Source organism: Ruegeria sp. O6 (assembly GCF_056535045.1).
The window spans coordinates 130,084-145,458 of sequence record NZ_JBQERM010000009.1 but is presented as its reverse complement, the minus strand read 5'-3'; the positions used below and the strand labels follow the sequence as shown (position 1 = coordinate 145,458).

Annotated in this window: 14 protein-coding genes and 1 tRNA gene; 10 read left to right on the top strand and 5 right to left on the bottom strand. The window is 57.6% G+C overall.

What is annotated here, in order from left to right; genetic code table 11:
- Positions 1-32: 32 nt before the first annotated feature.
- Together ACR0DY_RS13245 and ACR0DY_RS13240 are read right to left on the bottom strand one after the other, a co-directional pair.
- Positions 33-1,913 carry a glycosyltransferase family 2 protein gene (locus tag ACR0DY_RS13245; protein WP_480898443.1) on the bottom strand — a complete coding sequence of 627 codons (1,881 nt, stop codon included), beginning with the start codon at positions 1,911-1,913 and terminating at the stop codon, positions 33-35.
- Between the two features lie 190 nt (positions 1,914-2,103).
- Positions 2,104-2,190: transfer RNA gene (locus tag ACR0DY_RS13240), tRNA-Leu, on the bottom strand.
- 141 nt (positions 2,191-2,331) lie between these two features.
- Here ACR0DY_RS13240 and ACR0DY_RS13235 point away from each other — a divergent pair.
- Complete coding sequence (locus ACR0DY_RS13235; RefSeq protein WP_480545664.1) at positions 2,332-2,991, top strand: DsbA family oxidoreductase; 660 nt, start codon at positions 2,332-2,334, stop codon at positions 2,989-2,991.
- Positions 2,992-3,032: 41 nt separating this feature from the next.
- Positions 3,033-3,689 carry a lipoyl(octanoyl) transferase LipB gene (gene lipB / locus ACR0DY_RS13230; RefSeq protein ID WP_480481392.1) on the top strand — a complete coding sequence of 219 codons (657 nt, stop codon included), beginning with the start codon at positions 3,033-3,035 and terminating at the stop codon, positions 3,687-3,689.
- A 503-nt stretch (positions 3,690-4,192) separates the two neighbouring features.
- On the opposite strand, the gene ACR0DY_RS13225 is transcribed toward lipB, so the two are convergent.
- Entirely contained in the window at positions 4,193-4,615 is a 423-nt protein-coding gene (locus ACR0DY_RS13225; protein ID WP_480481394.1) for an HIT family protein, read from the bottom strand.
- A gap of 553 nt (positions 4,616-5,168) precedes the next feature.
- Between ACR0DY_RS13225 and ACR0DY_RS13220 the strand changes: the two genes are divergently transcribed.
- The 4 genes from ACR0DY_RS13220 (at position 5,169) to ACR0DY_RS13205 (ending at position 9,785) form a co-directional block, all read left to right on the top strand.
- Positions 5,169-6,407: a metal-dependent hydrolase family protein gene (locus ACR0DY_RS13220; protein ID WP_480481396.1), complete on the top strand. Its 1,239-nt coding sequence runs from the start codon at positions 5,169-5,171 to the stop codon at positions 6,405-6,407.
- A 461-nt stretch (positions 6,408-6,868) separates the two neighbouring features.
- The gene (gene ctaD / locus ACR0DY_RS13215) at positions 6,869-8,527 is read left to right on the top strand and encodes a cytochrome c oxidase subunit I (RefSeq protein WP_267366169.1); all 1,659 of its coding nucleotides are present in this window, start codon (positions 6,869-6,871) and stop codon (positions 8,525-8,527) included.
- Between the two features lie 122 nt (positions 8,528-8,649).
- Positions 8,650-9,249: a DsbA family protein gene (locus tag ACR0DY_RS13210; protein ID WP_480537600.1), complete on the top strand. Its 600-nt coding sequence runs from the start codon at positions 8,650-8,652 to the stop codon at positions 9,247-9,249.
- Positions 9,250-9,293: 44 nt separating this feature from the next.
- Positions 9,294-9,785 (top strand): DUF2244 domain-containing protein, encoded by a 492-nt coding sequence (locus ACR0DY_RS13205; RefSeq protein WP_209504230.1) that lies wholly within the window; start codon positions 9,294-9,296, stop codon positions 9,783-9,785.
- 21 nt (positions 9,786-9,806) lie between these two features.
- On the opposite strand, the gene ACR0DY_RS13200 is transcribed toward ACR0DY_RS13205, so the two are convergent.
- Entirely contained in the window at positions 9,807-10,292 is a 486-nt protein-coding gene (locus ACR0DY_RS13200) for a GatB/YqeY domain-containing protein (protein WP_209504231.1), read from the bottom strand.
- A 183-nt stretch (positions 10,293-10,475) separates the two neighbouring features.
- Between ACR0DY_RS13200 and carA the strand changes: the two genes are divergently transcribed.
- Both carA and ACR0DY_RS13190 read left to right on the top strand, forming a co-directional pair.
- Positions 10,476-11,642 carry a glutamine-hydrolyzing carbamoyl-phosphate synthase small subunit gene (carA, locus tag ACR0DY_RS13195; protein ID WP_480537598.1) on the top strand — a complete coding sequence of 389 codons (1,167 nt, stop codon included), beginning with the start codon at positions 10,476-10,478 and terminating at the stop codon, positions 11,640-11,642.
- A gap of 81 nt (positions 11,643-11,723) precedes the next feature.
- A complete protein-coding gene (locus ACR0DY_RS13190) occupies positions 11,724-13,601 on the top strand; it encodes a glycosyltransferase (protein WP_480545666.1) in 1,878 nt (625 codons plus the stop codon).
- A gap of 3 nt (positions 13,602-13,604) precedes the next feature.
- Here ACR0DY_RS13190 and ACR0DY_RS13185 read toward each other — a convergent pair whose 3' ends face one another.
- Positions 13,605-14,252: a GntR family transcriptional regulator gene (locus ACR0DY_RS13185; RefSeq protein WP_480898439.1), complete on the bottom strand. Its 648-nt coding sequence runs from the start codon at positions 14,250-14,252 to the stop codon at positions 13,605-13,607.
- A gap of 100 nt (positions 14,253-14,352) precedes the next feature.
- Between ACR0DY_RS13185 and ACR0DY_RS13180 the strand changes: the two genes are divergently transcribed.
- Positions 14,353-14,997 (top strand): pyrimidine 5'-nucleotidase, encoded by a 645-nt coding sequence (locus ACR0DY_RS13180; protein WP_480476564.1) that lies wholly within the window; start codon positions 14,353-14,355, stop codon positions 14,995-14,997.
- Positions 14,998-15,083: 86 nt separating this feature from the next.
- On the top strand, positions 15,084-15,332 hold the full coding sequence (locus ACR0DY_RS13175) for a hypothetical protein (RefSeq protein ID WP_209504235.1): 249 nt from the start codon (positions 15,084-15,086) through the stop codon (positions 15,330-15,332).
- Positions 15,333-15,375 lie beyond the last annotated feature (43 nt).

Here is a 15,375-nt window from a genome sequence, read left to right as displayed (position 1 = left end):
GGCTAACATGTCGTTGCTTCAAGAACCAGAAGCTATGTGTCGTTTTTGGAAAGTGGTGGCAACTTGTCGATACCAAGCCACGGAGGCTCGAGGCTTGTAATCCGATAGTCACTCGCTTTACTCGCAAGAAAACGGTTAATAGCCGAAGACATTCCGGAATAAGACCCTTTGCCCCGCCTGTAGGATGTAAAAGCGATACTTCCGCCCGGAGCCAGAACCCTGTCGATCCGGTTCAGCAATTGCAACATGACACGCTCGGCGCGAACGCCGCGTATGATCACGACGCCCACACTTTGATCCTGAAACAGCTTCAGCATCAAAGGCGGCAGCGCCCGGTAGACCCTCAGACGCCCCGCAATGATCGGTTCGCGGAAGTACTCCAGCAATGCATAGAACGTGCGATCCAGGGCCTGTAGATTACTGTCTTGCGTCGTATCCTTGCAGGCGAATGTATCCCACGACAGCCCCCATGGCCCGATGATCGTCAATTGAGCAACTGCATCCAATGCGAGTATTTCTTCTACAATTTCGGTTTCGACATGCCCGATCAAAACCCAGTTCTTCTTGCCGCTGATTGACCGCAAGAACCGCTGTCGCTGCTCTTTCGTTCTTTCAACCTCCGGAGACACTGGCGGCAGGAAAGATGGGTCCTTCGGATCGAACGGCAAGTCCACCTGTTTTGCATTAGTGATTAATGCATGCTGCGCCGCCGCTTCTTCGTACACCATGGTCGTTACCAGAGAATCCAGCCGGGTAAACCAAGGGTAGTTATTGGGTTTTGAGTTTTCAGGTTTGGACATCTTGCCCAAGCGCGTCCATTTCGCAACTTGCGCGAAAGAAACTTCGGGGTCTTTGTAGGTCTCGGCATCAAAGGAAAGATCGCCTTCTTCCATCACGCCCAGATCCAGCGCCTTGATATATCGCCCCCCGGCAAAATTCTTGTACCGAGTTATGAATCCCTGCGCGGCCTCTGTTTCACGTATCTCCGAGATACGGCGCTTGTGATAAGCAACAGCTTTTTCGTGCAAGTCTCCCAGAACACGATCCGCACGTAGTTCATCATACGATTTTCCAAGGCGGTCCAATTTGGAAAGGACCGATAATTCTTCAACCTTGTTGAAGCAATGCATGTGCCAATAGGCTTGTCCCGTTGCCTCCATCTTGGGATGAAACGCGGTTGTGTTTACATCCCCCCGCAGCCGCTTCATCAGATAACTCTCAATGGACCGGACGGCATAGTGGTTCATCCTGAAAAACTGCTGCCCAAAGGCCGCGCCAGTCGTGGAATGAGACCAACCGTTTCGCCGCATTGCAGGTGGCAAGGGATCTCCGTCACCATCGATCCATGCAAAGCTTTCAGCCTTGCCGGCGATTGGGCCACGCGGACGGTGTGTGTTGATCGCCCGATAAGACCCGTTGTTTCTGACAAGCGATTTGAAGGCACGCACATTCTGCGGTGTGACCACCCCCAACTCTGCTGCAGATGTGAATTGTTCGATCACAAACTTGTCTTCAAACTCGACAATCCCATTGTGTCCGAACATCTGCCATATCGCGGCAAATCCGTCTGCATGTGGAAAGGTGCGAAACATATCGTCCAGCGTGCCGTCCCCAACACGGATATCGAGAAATTCGTCGACATCACAAACCAGAATCCACTCGGCCTCAGCGTACCAGGGATGTTCCATAGCGTTCGCATAGGCCGACGCCTGCGGCCCATGCTTCCAGGGACCGGGGTTATCGATATGCACCAGAAAACCCAGTTCCTCGCATCTTTTCAGGATCGCATCGGTGCCATCAGAACAGTCATTCGAATTGACTATGAAATGCGTGAACCCGATCGAAAGGTAATAGGCGATCCATTCAAGGATGAACGGCCCCTCGTCTTTCATCGTTGATATGACAAGTCTCATCGCACCTACCCGCAACCTTGGCTCGCAAACTCAGGACGAAGGGAAAAATCGCATCATTGCAGAGGTATGGCGCGCTTCCCGACACCTGGCTTAGTTACGGGCCTCGGATTTGCAATGCAAGAGAACAGACCAGAACGGCAAAGCCTGCTTCGCGTAAGCCAATTAGAATATCACAAGATACGAGAAGATTTGGTGCGGTCGAGAAGACTCGAACTTCCACGGGAGTTACCCCACAGCGACCTCAACGCTGCGCGTCTACCAATTCCGCCACGACCGCACTGCCAGTGACTTGGTAGAGCGGCGTATAGACGTTGGCGCGCGCGATGTGAAGAGGCAAAAACACGCTGGTTTAAAATCCTTCGCAGCAGTCTTATCTAAGCCGATGCACAGCGCAGTTTCGATCTAGCAGGAGCCTCAGATGACCTCGACCGACACCCGCCCCATCATACAGATCGATATCGTGTCGGACGTTGTGTGCCCATGGTGTATAGTCGGGTTTCGTCAGCTTGATGTGGCAATGAAACAGCAGGGCATCCAAGCCCAACTTCGCTGGCACCCGTTCGAATTGAACCCGAACATGCCGCCTGAAGGGCAGAACCTTCGGGAACACATCACGGAGAAATATGGCTCGACCCCTGAACAGAGCCAGCAGGCCCGCGAAAGGCTAACGGCGATCGGGGCGGAATTGGGGTTCACCTTCAACTTTGATGAAGACAGCCGGATCGTGAACACATTCAAGGCGCATCAGTTGCTGGATTGGGCCGAAGGTCAGGGCCTGCAACATCAATTGAAGCTTGCGCTATTCGACGCGTATTTCACCCGGCAACAGGATGTTTCCGACACTGAGGTTCTGTTGCAGGCAGTCACTTCTGCAGGGCTGAACCCTGATACCGCACGGCAGGTGCTTGAGACCGGCGAGCATATCGCTTTGGTACGAGAGAAACAGCAGTTCTGGACCAGCCGGGGGATCTCTGGTGTGCCGTCCATGGTATTTGGCGGAAAATACCTGCTGACCGGCGCGCAAGGGGCCGACACCTATTCTCGGGTGCTGCAACAGTGTTTGGCCGAAGCGGCCTGACCCCTCTTCCCCTGCCCGCTTTGGGCGGATATGAGGCCGCCATGGAATGGAAAATCACCGATGGTCTGACCAGTTATGACGACGCCACCGCCTTTATGGAGGCGCGCGTCGCCGGGATTGCGCGCGGCGACGCGGAGGAGTGCATCTGGTTGCTGGAACACCCGCCGCTTTATACAGCAGGCACGTCGGCAAAGATCGAAGACCTGACCGATCCTGACCGCTTTCCGGTTTATGCAAGCAAACGCGGCGGCGAGTACACCTATCACGGGCCCGGTCAGCGTGTGGCCTATGTCATGTTGGACCTGAACAAGCGCGGGCGCGACGTGCGCCAATTTGTGAAGCAGCTGGAAAACTGGGTGATATCGGCACTGGCTGAATTCAACGTACACGGCGAAATACGCGACGGACGCGTTGGTGTCTGGGTGCGGCGCGACGACAAACCGCTGACGGTGACCGGCAAACCGGCAGAGGACAAGATCGCGGCAATTGGCTTACGTTTGCGAAAATGGGTTAGTTTTCATGGCATTTCGGTCAATGTCGAACCGGACCTGGAGCATTTTTCGGGCATTGTTCCCTGCGGGATCAGCGAATACGGCGTGACCTCGTTGGTGGATTTGGGTCTTCCGGTCACCATGGATGATCTTGATGCGGCCTTGAAGACAACCTTTGAGGAGGTTTTTGGCGCTTCGGAAACCTGATTCTGTCTGGGGTTCAGCAGTCGTCGAATCAGATTCTGTCGCTCCCCGATACAACAATATGGATGGGCGGAAGGCTCTGTTTCCGAAACACGTCGCAATTTACCAAGAACGATCCAGTTTTACGGTATTCTTTAGGCAAATTTTAATTCTCTGGGATACACCGGAGTTGTTAACGAGTAATATGAAACTGCCAATCAAGAGTGAGTGGTATGTTAAACCGGTGATCAAGGGCTCGCCCTCGAAATCCGAGAAGTGTTTGGTTACGAGTCTGCCGTTCCGACCCCAAATCGGAACGGCAATTCATTTCCCCCTTCCCGCTTAATCTTATGGCCAATTCGCGTTGCAAGGGAGCAGGCGATTTCTGCGTTATCCGGCTATTGAGTCACTTGGTCGGTCCCAAGGAAGGGTTTCGGGATATCTTGTCTCCGGTCGCGGCGATATGCGCGGGCGGGTGTGGGTAATCGTCCGGATTATCACCTCACAGACAGACCGTAAAATATTGACTACAAAGCGAGTTTTATCTTCTCCGCATGTTCGGCAATCAGGTCGAAATCACCCATTTTACCAGACGGGCGCATCGACACGCCGTCATGACGCGGCAGGATGTGAAAATGGAGGTGGAAAACCTCCTGCCCGCCTGCGGTTTCGTTGAATTGCTGAATGGTTACACCGTCCGCCTCGAAGGCTTTCATCACTGCACGAGCCATCTTTTGAACGGTGTTCATAACCGCCGCCAGTTGGTCGGGCGTGGCATCCAGCACATTGCGGCAGGGCGTTTTGGGGATCACCAGCAAATGCCCATCGGCACGAGGCATGATGTCCATAAAGGCCAGTGTGTCGGCGTCTTCGTAAACTTTTGACGAAGGTATCTCGCCGCGCAGAATTTTGGCGAAGATGTTGTCGGGATCATAATCCATGGTTGCCATCCGTTCCTTGAGGGGCTTTTGCCCGAGTTGTGGTCCACCCGCCCCGCCGGGTCAAGCCGGGGGATTGAGCCGTGAAATGTACAAAATGTACCGGGTTTTCAGAGGGCGTTGTACGTTTTGTACACTTGGATTTGGCATGAGATCACATCCTCAGAGACAGATGCGGCGCGTTCCCGACAGGTGATGCCTGCCTAGGCAGCAGAGTACAGATTTCGCAACTCTTAATCGGACGTAAACTGGTTAAGTTTTTGAGAAATTCATCCAGGTCGAGTCAAAGGTCCGCCAGATGGACGAAGCTGACGTTCGTCAACTAGGCCGCGCCGACGCCTTTTAACGTTGTCAGAGCGGCTCTTGGGATTTCCGACGGTCGGAACGTGAAGTTGATCAGAGTTATATACAGGTATAGCGTGAAAGAGCATCTTCAGACCGTTCAGACTTCAGAAGGATTTCGTAAATGCCGGCTCTCTTCCGTATTCCAATAACCGTGCTGTCGTTAGCCTTGGCCTGGTCACCGGCAATGTCTCAGGATGGATCATCCATCCTGTTCACCAACGTGAACGTGTTTGACGGCGAAAGCGAACAACTACTGGAAGGTGCGAATGTCGTCGTAACCAACAACTTGATTACTGCGGTTACCACGGAACCTCTCGCTGTAGCGGGCGGGACAGTCATCGATGGTGGCGGGCGCACGATGATACCGGGGCTCATCGACGTCCACTGGCACACTTCATATTGTTGCGCGGCTCAAACCACCGTGATTTCCGGAGATATACTCGAGATCGCAATCCGGGGTGCCATGGGATCGGAAGACACGCTGATGCGCGGATTCACGACGGTGCGAGACGTCGGCGGCAATCCCTTCGCGACAAAGAAGATGATCGATGCGGGCGAAATTCCCGGCCCACGAATCGTGCCTTCTGGCCCTCCGATTAGCCAGACGGGCGGTCATTTTGACTACGGTGCCTACCAGGACGCGCCTTCAAACCCGGGTGACTCGCTTTGGTATTGGAACCGTGTGGGGCTGATGCTGATCGCGGACGGGGTTGACGACGTCACACTGCGCGCCCGCGAAGTCATGCGCATGGGCGCTTCGCAAATCAAGATTTCTGGCGGTGGCGGTGTTTCGTCGGTCTATGACCCGCTCGACATGAGCCAATACACGCTCGAAGAGTTGAAGGCATTCGTCGCGGTTGCAGAAAGTTACAATACCTACGTCGCCTCGCATATCTTTACCGATGCAGCTGCCCAAATGGCGATTGAAGCCGGGGTCAAAACCATTGAGCACGGCAATTTGCTCAGCAGGGAAACCCTACAGATGATGAAGGACAACGGCGTCTGGTTGTCTGTCCAGCCATTGCTTGACGACGAGGACGCTTTCTCATTCAGCGACCCAGTTAGCACAGCGAAATGGGTGGAGGTTACTGATGGCACCACGACCTCAATCGATATGGCCAAAGAGATCGGCGTGAAGGTCGCATTCGGCACAGATATGCTTTTCGATGCGGAGCTTGCGAAAAAACAAGGCAAATTCCTGGCGAAGATGAAGACTTGGTACACGCCATACGAGGTTCTGAAAATGGCGACCTCGACAAATGCTGAATTGATAGAACTCGCCGGACCGCGCCACCCGTACCAGGAAGGCCCGCTTGGTGTGATCCGGGAAGGCGCTTATGCTGATCTGATCCTCGTCGATGGCAATCCTATGGACGATATCGATCTGGTCGCGGACCCCGATGCAAACTTCGACCTGATCATGAAGGACGGCAGGATATTCAAAAACGAGATCGAGTGATCAGCATTTCTTCAAGGTGTTCCGAACGCTGTGTGAGCCTATTAGATGGCAGGCTAACTCGATGCGCCTCAAGGTGCGCGACAAGGGCGGGGTGGGCCACAGGTAGTTCGCTGCGCAAGCACGAATGTCTTAGAAGGTCTCGGGGCTCCCCCCTTCCCTGTCCTCGGTTCGGGTGATTGGCCAGAGGCAAAGGTTCACGCCTTTCCGGTCAGCTTTGAGAGACGGACCCATTGCGGGCGACCTGAACACAGGCGCTAGGCCCGCTGTATCACCAGCCCCCCCCCGAACGCTCAGATCCCGGCTTCTCGAACACCCGTTTTCAAGGGGGGTGCGGCCATTTATCTTGATCCAGATCAAACTCGGCCATTGAAGGTCGCCCCTACGCATTCTAAAACCAGCAGGAATCCCGCGCGTTGGAGAGGTCCGGCTGCGCGGTGTAGTTGCAACAGGAGGCACCTATAATGGCAGACGCAGCCATTCATGGTCACGACCATGAAGACCAGCGCAGCTTTTTCCAGCGCTGGTTCATGTCGACCAACCACAAGGACATCGGGATTCTGTACCTGATCGTTTCGGCTCTGGCCGGTCTGATCTCGGTTCTGATGACCGTTTACATGCGGCTCGAGCTGATGCACCCCGGTGTTCAGTACATGTGCCTTGAAGGCTTCATGGCCGACCCGTGTACGCCCAACGGGCATCTGTGGAACGTGATGATCACCTATCACGGTGTTCTGATGATGTTCTTTGTTGTCATCCCTGCCCTGTTCGGCGGATTTGGCAACTATTTCATGCCGTTGCAGATCGGCGCGCCGGATATGGCGTTCCCGCGGATGAACAACCTGTCCTTCTGGCTTTATGTCGCCGGTACCTCGCTGGGTGTGGCCTCGCTGCTGAGCCCCGGTGGGAACGATCAGATGGGTTCGGGCGTGGGCTGGGTTCTGTACCCGCCGCTGTCCACGACCGAGGGCGGCATGTCCATGGACCTTGCGATCTTTGCCGTACACGTATCGGGCGCCTCCTCGATCCTCGGCGCGATCAACATGATCACCACCTTCCTGAACATGCGTGCCCCCGGCATGACCCTGTTCAAGGTGCCGCTGTTCAGCTGGTCGATCTTCGTCACCTCGTGGCTGATTCTGCTGTCGCTGCCGGTTCTGGCGGGCGCAATCACCATGTTGCTGATGGACCGCAACTTTGGCTTTACCTTCTTTGATCCGGCCGGTGGCGGCGATCCGATCCTGTATCAGCACATCCTGTGGTTCTTTGGCCACCCGGAAGTGTATATCGTGATCCTGCCCGGTTTCGGCATCATCAGCCATGTCATCGCGACCTTCTCGCGCAAGCCGATCTTTGGCTATCTGCCGATGGTCTGGGCGATTATCGCAATCGGTGTGCTGGGCTTTGTCGTGTGGGCGCACCACATGTACACCGTTGGCATGTCGCTGCGTCAGCAGGCCTATTTCATGCTGGCCACGATGGTCATCGCGGTTCCGACGGGCGTTAAGGTCTTCTCTTGGATCGCGACCATGTGGGGCGGTTCCATCGAGTTCAAGACACCGATGCTGTTTGCCTTCGGCTTCCTGTTCCTGTTCACCGTTGGCGGTGTGACCGGTGTGGTGCTGTCGCAGGCTGGCGTGGACCGCGCCTATCACGACACCTACTATGTGGTTGCGCATTTCCACTATGTGATGAGCTTGGGTGCTGTCTTTGCGATCTTTGCGGGGATGTATTTCTACTTCGCAAAAATGACCGGTCGCCAGTATTCCGAGTTCTGGGGCAAGGTTCACTTCTGGATGTTCTTCATCGGCGCCAACCTGACCTTCTTCCCGCAGCACTTCCTGGGTCGTCAGGGCATGCCGCGCCGCTACATCGACTATCCCGAAGCGTTCGCGCAGTGGAACTATGTTTCGTCGATCGGTGCGTTTATCTCGTTCGCCTCGTTCCTGCTGTTCTTCGGCATCGTGATCTACGCCCTGCTGCGTGGCGCACGCGAGACACGGCCCAACTACTGGAACGAGTATGCCGATACGCTGGAATGGACCCTGCCCACCCCACCGCCCGAGCACACGTTCGAGCAGCTGCCCAAGCAGGAAGACTGGGACAAGGGCCACGCGCACTGATCCCGATCTGAACCAAGAAAACCCCGCCCAGGTGGCGGGGTTTTTCTTTGCCCTCACCCCGCGTTCGCCAACTGCCCCGAAATCGGCTATGATGTGCGGACGGAACAGTCGGAGGGTCGGCAATGCCCGAGATCGACTTTTGGTATTCCATTGGCAGCACGTACAGCTTCCTGACCGTGATGCGTCTGGACGAATGGTGTGCCCAGCACGACGCCACGGTGAACTGGCGCCCGTTCAATGTGCGCACGGTGATGTCGGCCCAGCAGAACATCCCTTTTGCCGGAAAGCCTGTGAAATCGGCTTACATGTGGCGCGACATCGAACGCCGCTGTGCCAAGTACCACATCCACGCCAACCTGCCCGCACCCTATCCGATTTCCAATCTGGCATTGGCCAATCAGGTTGCGGTGCTTGGGATGAAGGATGGCTGGGGCGTGACGTTCACTCAAACGCTCTATCGCATCTGGTTCGAGGAAGGGATGGAAGCCGGTCGCGAAAGTGCGCTGTCCGAGGCGCTGTTGCGGTGTCAGCAAGACCCCCGACTGACCCTGGCGCGCGCGCAAGGCGACGACATCGTCGCGGCCCTTGAGGCGGAAACCGAAACCGCCGTCAAACTGGGTGTTTTCGGCGCCCCCAGCTTTGTTGTCCGGCAGGAGGTGTTCTGGGGTGACGATCGTCTGGATGACGCCCTGTCCTGGTCTCGGGTCGGCCACGTCGTCTGATCAAAACCCGTCGACATGAGGCGGCGCTGCGCTATGTTCGCGGTATGCCCTACACGTGGAATCAGACCTCGGAAACCGAACAGGAACTGCGGCTTTGGCCGCATAACTCGCTGCCGCCGCGGGGGGCGATGATCACGATCCTGTCGGTGTTCCTGTTTGGCCTGATCCCGCTGCTGGCCACGCTTGGTTCCGTGATCCTGTGGGGGTTGCTGCCGTTTCTGCTGATCACTGTGCTGGGGCTGTGGCTGGCCATCAAGACCAACTACCGCGCCCGCAGTGTGTTCGAGGTACTGACCCTGTCGGGCACACATGCGCGGCTGGTGCACCACACCCCCGGCAAAGAGCAGCACGAATGGTCTTGCAACCGCTATTGGGCGCGGCCCGCGATGCACGAGAAAGGCGGCCCGGTTCCGCATTATGTCACCCTTGTCGGAGACGGGCGCGAGGTCGAAATCGGGGCGTTTCTGTCCGAAGATGAGCGGATCACGCTTTATGACGAGCTGGTCCTAAGACTGCGCGAGCCGGTCGCGCAGTAATGTTTTCCGAGGCCCAGTGCCTCAGCAATCTCCGTTTGAGGCTGCGCACAGGTGATCCTTGACCATAGGACCGACCTTGCCGAAATCCATCTGGCCGGTATAGCGCGTTTTCAACTCGCCCATCACCTTGCCCATATCGCGGATCGAACCCGCGCCGGTTGCCGTGATGGCGGTTTGAATGGCCTTGCTGACCTCATCGTCATCCAGCTGTTTTGGCAGAAATTCCTCGATCACCTCGACTTCGCGAATCTCGCGTTCGGCCAGATCCAGGCGACCGCCCTCTTCGTAGGCGCGGGCGCTTTCCTTGCGCTGCTTGGTCATTTTGCCAAGGATTTCAAGAACCTCTGCGTCGCTGCATCCCTTTGCTTCTTCATTGCTGGACGCACGTGCCGCGATATCGCGGTCTTTGATGGCGGCGTTGATCAACCGCAGCGTCGACAGACGCTCGGCTGCTTTGTCTTTCATTGCTTGCTTCAGGGCGGCATTCACCCGTGATCGCATGTCCATTTGGTTTGTCCATCCCCATGACAACGGAACCCCGACCATATAGAAACAAAAAGCCTGATACAACCGGGGGTCGATCCATCTAACCCATTGAAAAACAACAACAGCCCAAAAATTGAACAGACTTGACCCAGACGCCCAACCCCCTTAGGTATGCGCCGATTTACCCTACAGGAGAGTCGCGCCATGGCCCCAAATGCCCCGTCCAAGCCCACCGCATGTCTGGCTTTGGCCGATGGAACCCTGTTTTACGGCGCAGGCTTCGGCGCGACCGGGCAAACCGTGGCCGAGCTGTGCTTTAACACGGCGATGACCGGATATCAGGAGATCATGACCGACCCGTCTTATGCCGGGCAGATCGTGACCTTCACCTTCCCTCATATCGGCAATGTCGGCGTGAACCCCGAGGATGACGAAACCGGTGATCCGGTCGCCGCTGGCATGGTTGTGAAATGGGATCCGACCGAGCCATCGAACTGGCGCTCGGCCGAGGAGCTCAAGGATTGGCTGGCCCGCCGGGGGCGCATCGCCATCGGGGGTGTCGATACCCGCCGCCTGACCCGGGCAATCCGCCAGCAAGGTGCGCCGCATGTGGCGCTGGCCCATGACCCCGAGGGAAATTTCGACATCGAGGCGCTGGTCGCCGCCGCGCGCGGTTTTGCCGGGCTGGAGGGCATGGACCTGGCCAAGGAAGTCACCTGCGCCCAAAGCTATCGCTGGGATGAGATGCGGTGGGCCTGGCCGGATGGGTACCAGCGTCAGAAGGCCCCTGCCCACAAGGTTGTTGCCGTAGACTATGGCGCCAAGCGCAACATCCTGCGCTGCCTCGCATCCGCCGGATGTGATGTTACCGTTCTGCCCGCAACCGCGACCGCAGCCGACGTGCTGGCACATCAGCCCGACGGTGTGTTCCTGTCGAACGGTCCCGGCGATCCGGCAGCAACAGGCGAATACGCCGTGCCGATGATCAAAGAGATTCTGGAGACGACAGACCTGCCTGTGTTCGGCATCTGCCTTGGACACCAGATGCTGGCGCTGGCGCTGGGAGGTCAGACGGTCAAGATGAACCATGGCCACCATGGCGCGAACCACCCGGTCAAGGATCTGGACACCGGCAAAGTCGAGATCACGTCGATGAACCACGGTTTTGCTGTCGATGCGCAATCCCTGCCGGATGGCGTCGTGGAAACCCACCGGTCGCTGTTTGACGGTTCGAACTGCGGTATCCGCATGGCGGATAGGCCGGTTTATTCGGTGCAATACCACCCCGAGGCATCGCCCGGACCGCAGGACAGTTTCTATCTGTTCGAGCGTTTCGCCGAGGCCATGGAAAAGAAGAAAATTCAGGCATAACTGCTTGTCTGTGCAGTGTTAACCGGGTGTTAACCCTGATCGAACAACCCTGAGCGCAGGTAACTGCGCCAGGGTTTTGTTATGGCTGAGCTTGATCTTCTGGATTTCACGTCCGCCGCACCGATCCCCGCGCCCGGGTATCGGAAACCGTTGGGCACCTGCCTGCTGGAAACCGGGGCTATCACCCGATCCCAGCTGGACCATGCGCTGAGCCAGCAAACCAGACAGAACGCACAGCTGGGAGAGATACTGGTCGGAGAAGGCTATGCCACCCGGCAGGACGTGTTGAGCGCGCTGTCTGCGCAATCCGGCTGGCAGATTGCCGATCTTGAACAGATCCCGCCGATGCCGGAACTGAGCGGGTTAATGCCGGTCGACTTCTGGCTGAAACACAATGTCATCCCCTGGATGCGGATTGGCCCCCTTGTTCTGGTGGCCACCGCCCGGCCCGACCGGTTCGCAACCGTGACCGCCGGGATGCGGGAATGCGATTATGCCGTGATCCCGGTGCTGGCGGCATCCGATCAGATCGATCGGACGATTGCGCGGCAATTCTCGGGGTCTTTGGCCAGATCGGCGGAAACGCGGGTTGATCCCGCGCAAAGCTGCCGCAACTGGACCCTTAGGTCGCGCGTGGGGCCTTCGGTGGCCCTGTTGTGTGTGCTGGGGCTGTTTGCCATGTTCCCGGCGTTTGGCCTGCTGGCGGTGCTGGGCATAGCTGTGGGAACTTTGGTGCTTTTTGCAGCCTTTCGGATGGCTGGCACGCTGGCTTACCTTTGGCATCGCCTGAGAACGCAGCCGGACCACACCGAAGCTGCCATCACATTGCGGCAACCCTGCGTATCGATCATGGTGCCATTGTACAAGGAGCGCGAGATCGCGAACGCTCTGGTACAGAGACTACAGCGGCTGACCTATCCCAAGGCGTTGCTGGATCTCATCCTTGTGCTTGAGGAAAAGGATGACGTGACGCGCAATGCCCTTGCGCAGGTGAGCCTGCCCAGCTGGTTTCGCATCGTCGAGGTGCCCGAGCTGAACGGGTTGACCACCAAGCCGCGCGCCATGAATTACGCGCTGGATTTCTGCCGGGGCGACTTCGTCGGCGTCTGGGATGCCGAGGACGCCCCACAACCGGATCAGATCGAGCGCGTGGTGGCGCATTTCACCCAGGCCGCGCCGGATGTGGTGTGCCTGCAAGGGGTTCTGGATTACTACAACCCGCGCACCAACTGGCGGTCACGCTGCTTTACCATCGAATATAACAGCTGGTTCCGCGTGATCCTGCCGGGGATCGCCCGCATGGGGCTGGTGGTGCCACTTGGGGGCACCACGTTCTTTTTCCGTCGCGACAAGCTGTTGGAACTGGGCGGCTGGGATGCCCATAACGTCACCGAGGATGCTGATCTGGGCGTAAGGCTGTACCGGGCCGGGTACCGGACCGAAATGGTGGATACCACAACATATGAAGAGGCGAATTTCCGGGCCTGGCCCTGGGTCAAACAGCGCTCGCGCTGGCTCAAGGGGTTCATGGTCACGTATCTGGTGCATATGCGCAGCCCGCAAAAGCTGTGGCGTGACCTTGGAGGTGCCAGATTTCTGGGCCTTCAGGCGTTCTTTCTGGGTACGCTGGGGCAATTTCTGCTGGCACCCGTTCTCTGGGTATTCTGGCTGTCGAGTCTGGGGCTGGCCAATCCGATGGGACCTATTCTGCCGCAATCCATCTCAAACGCGCTGATCGGGCTGTTTCTGGTGGCAGAGGGGCTGAGTATCGGCGTTGGCCTGATCGCCGTATCCGCGCGTGAGCGGCGGTTTCTTTTGCTTTGGGTTCCGACGATGTTTCTTTATTTCCCGCTGGGCGTGATTGCCGGTTACAAGGCGCTGTGGGAATTGGCGACCAACCCGTTTTTCTGGGACAAAACCCAGCACGGGCAGGCCAGCGAAGACGAGCCGCTGACCTGATAATCACTTGTCGCGGCGGCTTGCGTCCTGTTTCAGGCGCGTCATGAACGCGATCGAGATATGGTCCTTGAGCGCCCGCCCCGCCGCCTCTTCATCGCGCGCGGCAATGGCTTCGACAATGCCTTTATGTTCGCTCTGGGCAATCTCTCCGCGCCCCTGCACGGCCAAGGACGTAGTCGCCATCAAGGCCATTGTCCGGTGCACCAGATCAAGCTGCTGGACAAGGTAGCGGTTGTGCGAGGCCAGATGGATCTGTTCGTGAAAGCACCGGTTGGCACGTGACAGCGCCATCGGATCGCCCACCAGCTTGTCATCTTCGAGAACCATGTCCTGAAGAACCCTGATCTCTTCTTCGGTGGCGTGTTTGGCAGCCAGCCGCGCGGCGAGCCCTTCCAGTTCGCGCCGCACGATATAAAGCTCGGCCATCTGGTTGTGGTCCAGCGACGCCACGATCAGTGACCGACCGTCCCGTTCCAGCAGAGACTGGGTTTCCAGGCGTTGCAACGCTTCGCGGATCGGGGTGCGCGACACCCCGAACCGTTCTGCCAGCTCGCTTTCCACCAGACGATCGCCGGGCTTGTAGACGCCGACATCAATGGCTTCGAGTATCAGGCTATAGGCATCCTTGGTGGGGGATCGGGTCTGGCTCATGGGGTATTCTGTCTCCTCGTTCGGACATGTCTATCCGTCTCTGGGGGCGTCAATCAAGTACGGCATTGAAAACACCCCGCCCGCGCCCTAAACCCAAGCCATGGTCAAACCGTCCTTCAGTCATGTCACGCAATGGGTGTTCGATCTGGATAACACCCTCTATCCGCCGCATATGCAGCTGTTCGATCAGATCGAAGTTCTGATGACGGATTACGTGGTGCAGGCCATCGGCGTGGACCGGGCCGAGGCCGACAGGCTGCGCGGGCAGTACTGGCGCCAATACGGCACTACGCTGGCCGGGTTGATGGCCGAACATGATCTGGACCCCGAGCCCTATCTGCACGCGGTGCATCAGGTGGACATGAGCCATATGGACCCGGATGCAGAGCTGGCCGATCACATTCGCGCCCTGCCCGGACGGCGCATCGTCTACACCAATGGCAGCGCACCCTACGCCGAGCGGGTTTTGCAGGCGCGCGGGCTTTCGGGGCTGTTTGATGCAATCTATGGCGTCGAACATGCCGGGTATCGGCCAAAGCCCGAGAAAGCCGCCTTTGAAGCCATCTTTGCACAGGATGGCATTCAGGCTGACAAGGCCGCCATGTTCGAGGATGACCCGCGTAATCTGGCCGCCCCGCATGAGATGGGAATGCGCACGGTTCATGTCGCCCCGGACCCGCATGAGGCCGATCACATCCACCATCACACGGATGATCTGACCGCATTTCTGGCCCGCCTGCGGTAGCCTGTCACACTGCGACGATCCGTACGTTCTGCACCCGCATGCGCAGCCCTATATGCGCTGGAGCGACGAACAGAACGGAGAGCCCCATGAGTGCGATCGAGATGCCCGGACGCCTGCCGGTTTGGCAGCGCCTATTCTTTGCAATTCCGGTTTTCGGGTGGCTGGCCCGCGACGCCGCCAACGCCAAGGCGGAGGACCTGTATTATACCGTCGGCGCGGTCCTCAGCATGTGGGGCTGTTCCGCCATGGTGTTCGGCCTTCCCGGCCTTTACATCCCTGCCCTGATGATGGTGCCGGTGATGTTCCTTGTCCTGATCCTGATCTCACGCGGCTGAGATACGGGACAGGATGTCACTTGGCGCAGGGGGCGGAACCGAA

What these genes read in the sequence shown, in the direction of transcription:
- ACR0DY_RS13190 (WP_480545666.1), top strand. Translation starts at nt 11,724, where the DNA reads ATGGCTGAGCTTGATCTTCTGGATTTCACGTCCGCCGCACCGATCCCC.
- ACR0DY_RS13200 (WP_209504231.1), bottom strand. Translation starts at nt 10,292, where the DNA reads ATGGACATGCGATCACGGGTGAATGCCGCCCTGAAGCAAGCAATGAAA.
- ACR0DY_RS13205 (WP_209504230.1), top strand. Translation starts at nt 9,294, where the DNA reads ATGCCCTACACGTGGAATCAGACCTCGGAAACCGAACAGGAACTGCGG.
- lipB (WP_480481392.1), top strand. Translation starts at nt 3,033, where the DNA reads ATGGAATGGAAAATCACCGATGGTCTGACCAGTTATGACGACGCCACC.
- ctaD (WP_267366169.1), top strand. Translation starts at nt 6,869, where the DNA reads ATGGCAGACGCAGCCATTCATGGTCACGACCATGAAGACCAGCGCAGC.
- ACR0DY_RS13225 (WP_480481394.1), bottom strand. Translation starts at nt 4,615, where the DNA reads ATGGCAACCATGGATTATGATCCCGACAACATCTTCGCCAAAATTCTG.
- ACR0DY_RS13245 (WP_480898443.1), bottom strand. Translation starts at nt 1,913, where the DNA reads ATGAGACTTGTCATATCAACGATGAAAGACGAGGGGCCGTTCATCCTT.
- ACR0DY_RS13210 (WP_480537600.1), top strand. Translation starts at nt 8,650, where the DNA reads ATGCCCGAGATCGACTTTTGGTATTCCATTGGCAGCACGTACAGCTTC.
- ACR0DY_RS13175 (WP_209504235.1), top strand. Translation starts at nt 15,084, where the DNA reads ATGAGTGCGATCGAGATGCCCGGACGCCTGCCGGTTTGGCAGCGCCTA.
- ACR0DY_RS13180 (WP_480476564.1), top strand. Translation starts at nt 14,353, where the DNA reads ATGGTCAAACCGTCCTTCAGTCATGTCACGCAATGGGTGTTCGATCTG.
- ACR0DY_RS13235 (WP_480545664.1), top strand. Translation starts at nt 2,332, where the DNA reads ATGACCTCGACCGACACCCGCCCCATCATACAGATCGATATCGTGTCG.
- ACR0DY_RS13185 (WP_480898439.1), bottom strand. Translation starts at nt 14,252, where the DNA reads ATGAGCCAGACCCGATCCCCCACCAAGGATGCCTATAGCCTGATACTC.
- carA (WP_480537598.1), top strand. Translation starts at nt 10,476, where the DNA reads ATGGCCCCAAATGCCCCGTCCAAGCCCACCGCATGTCTGGCTTTGGCC.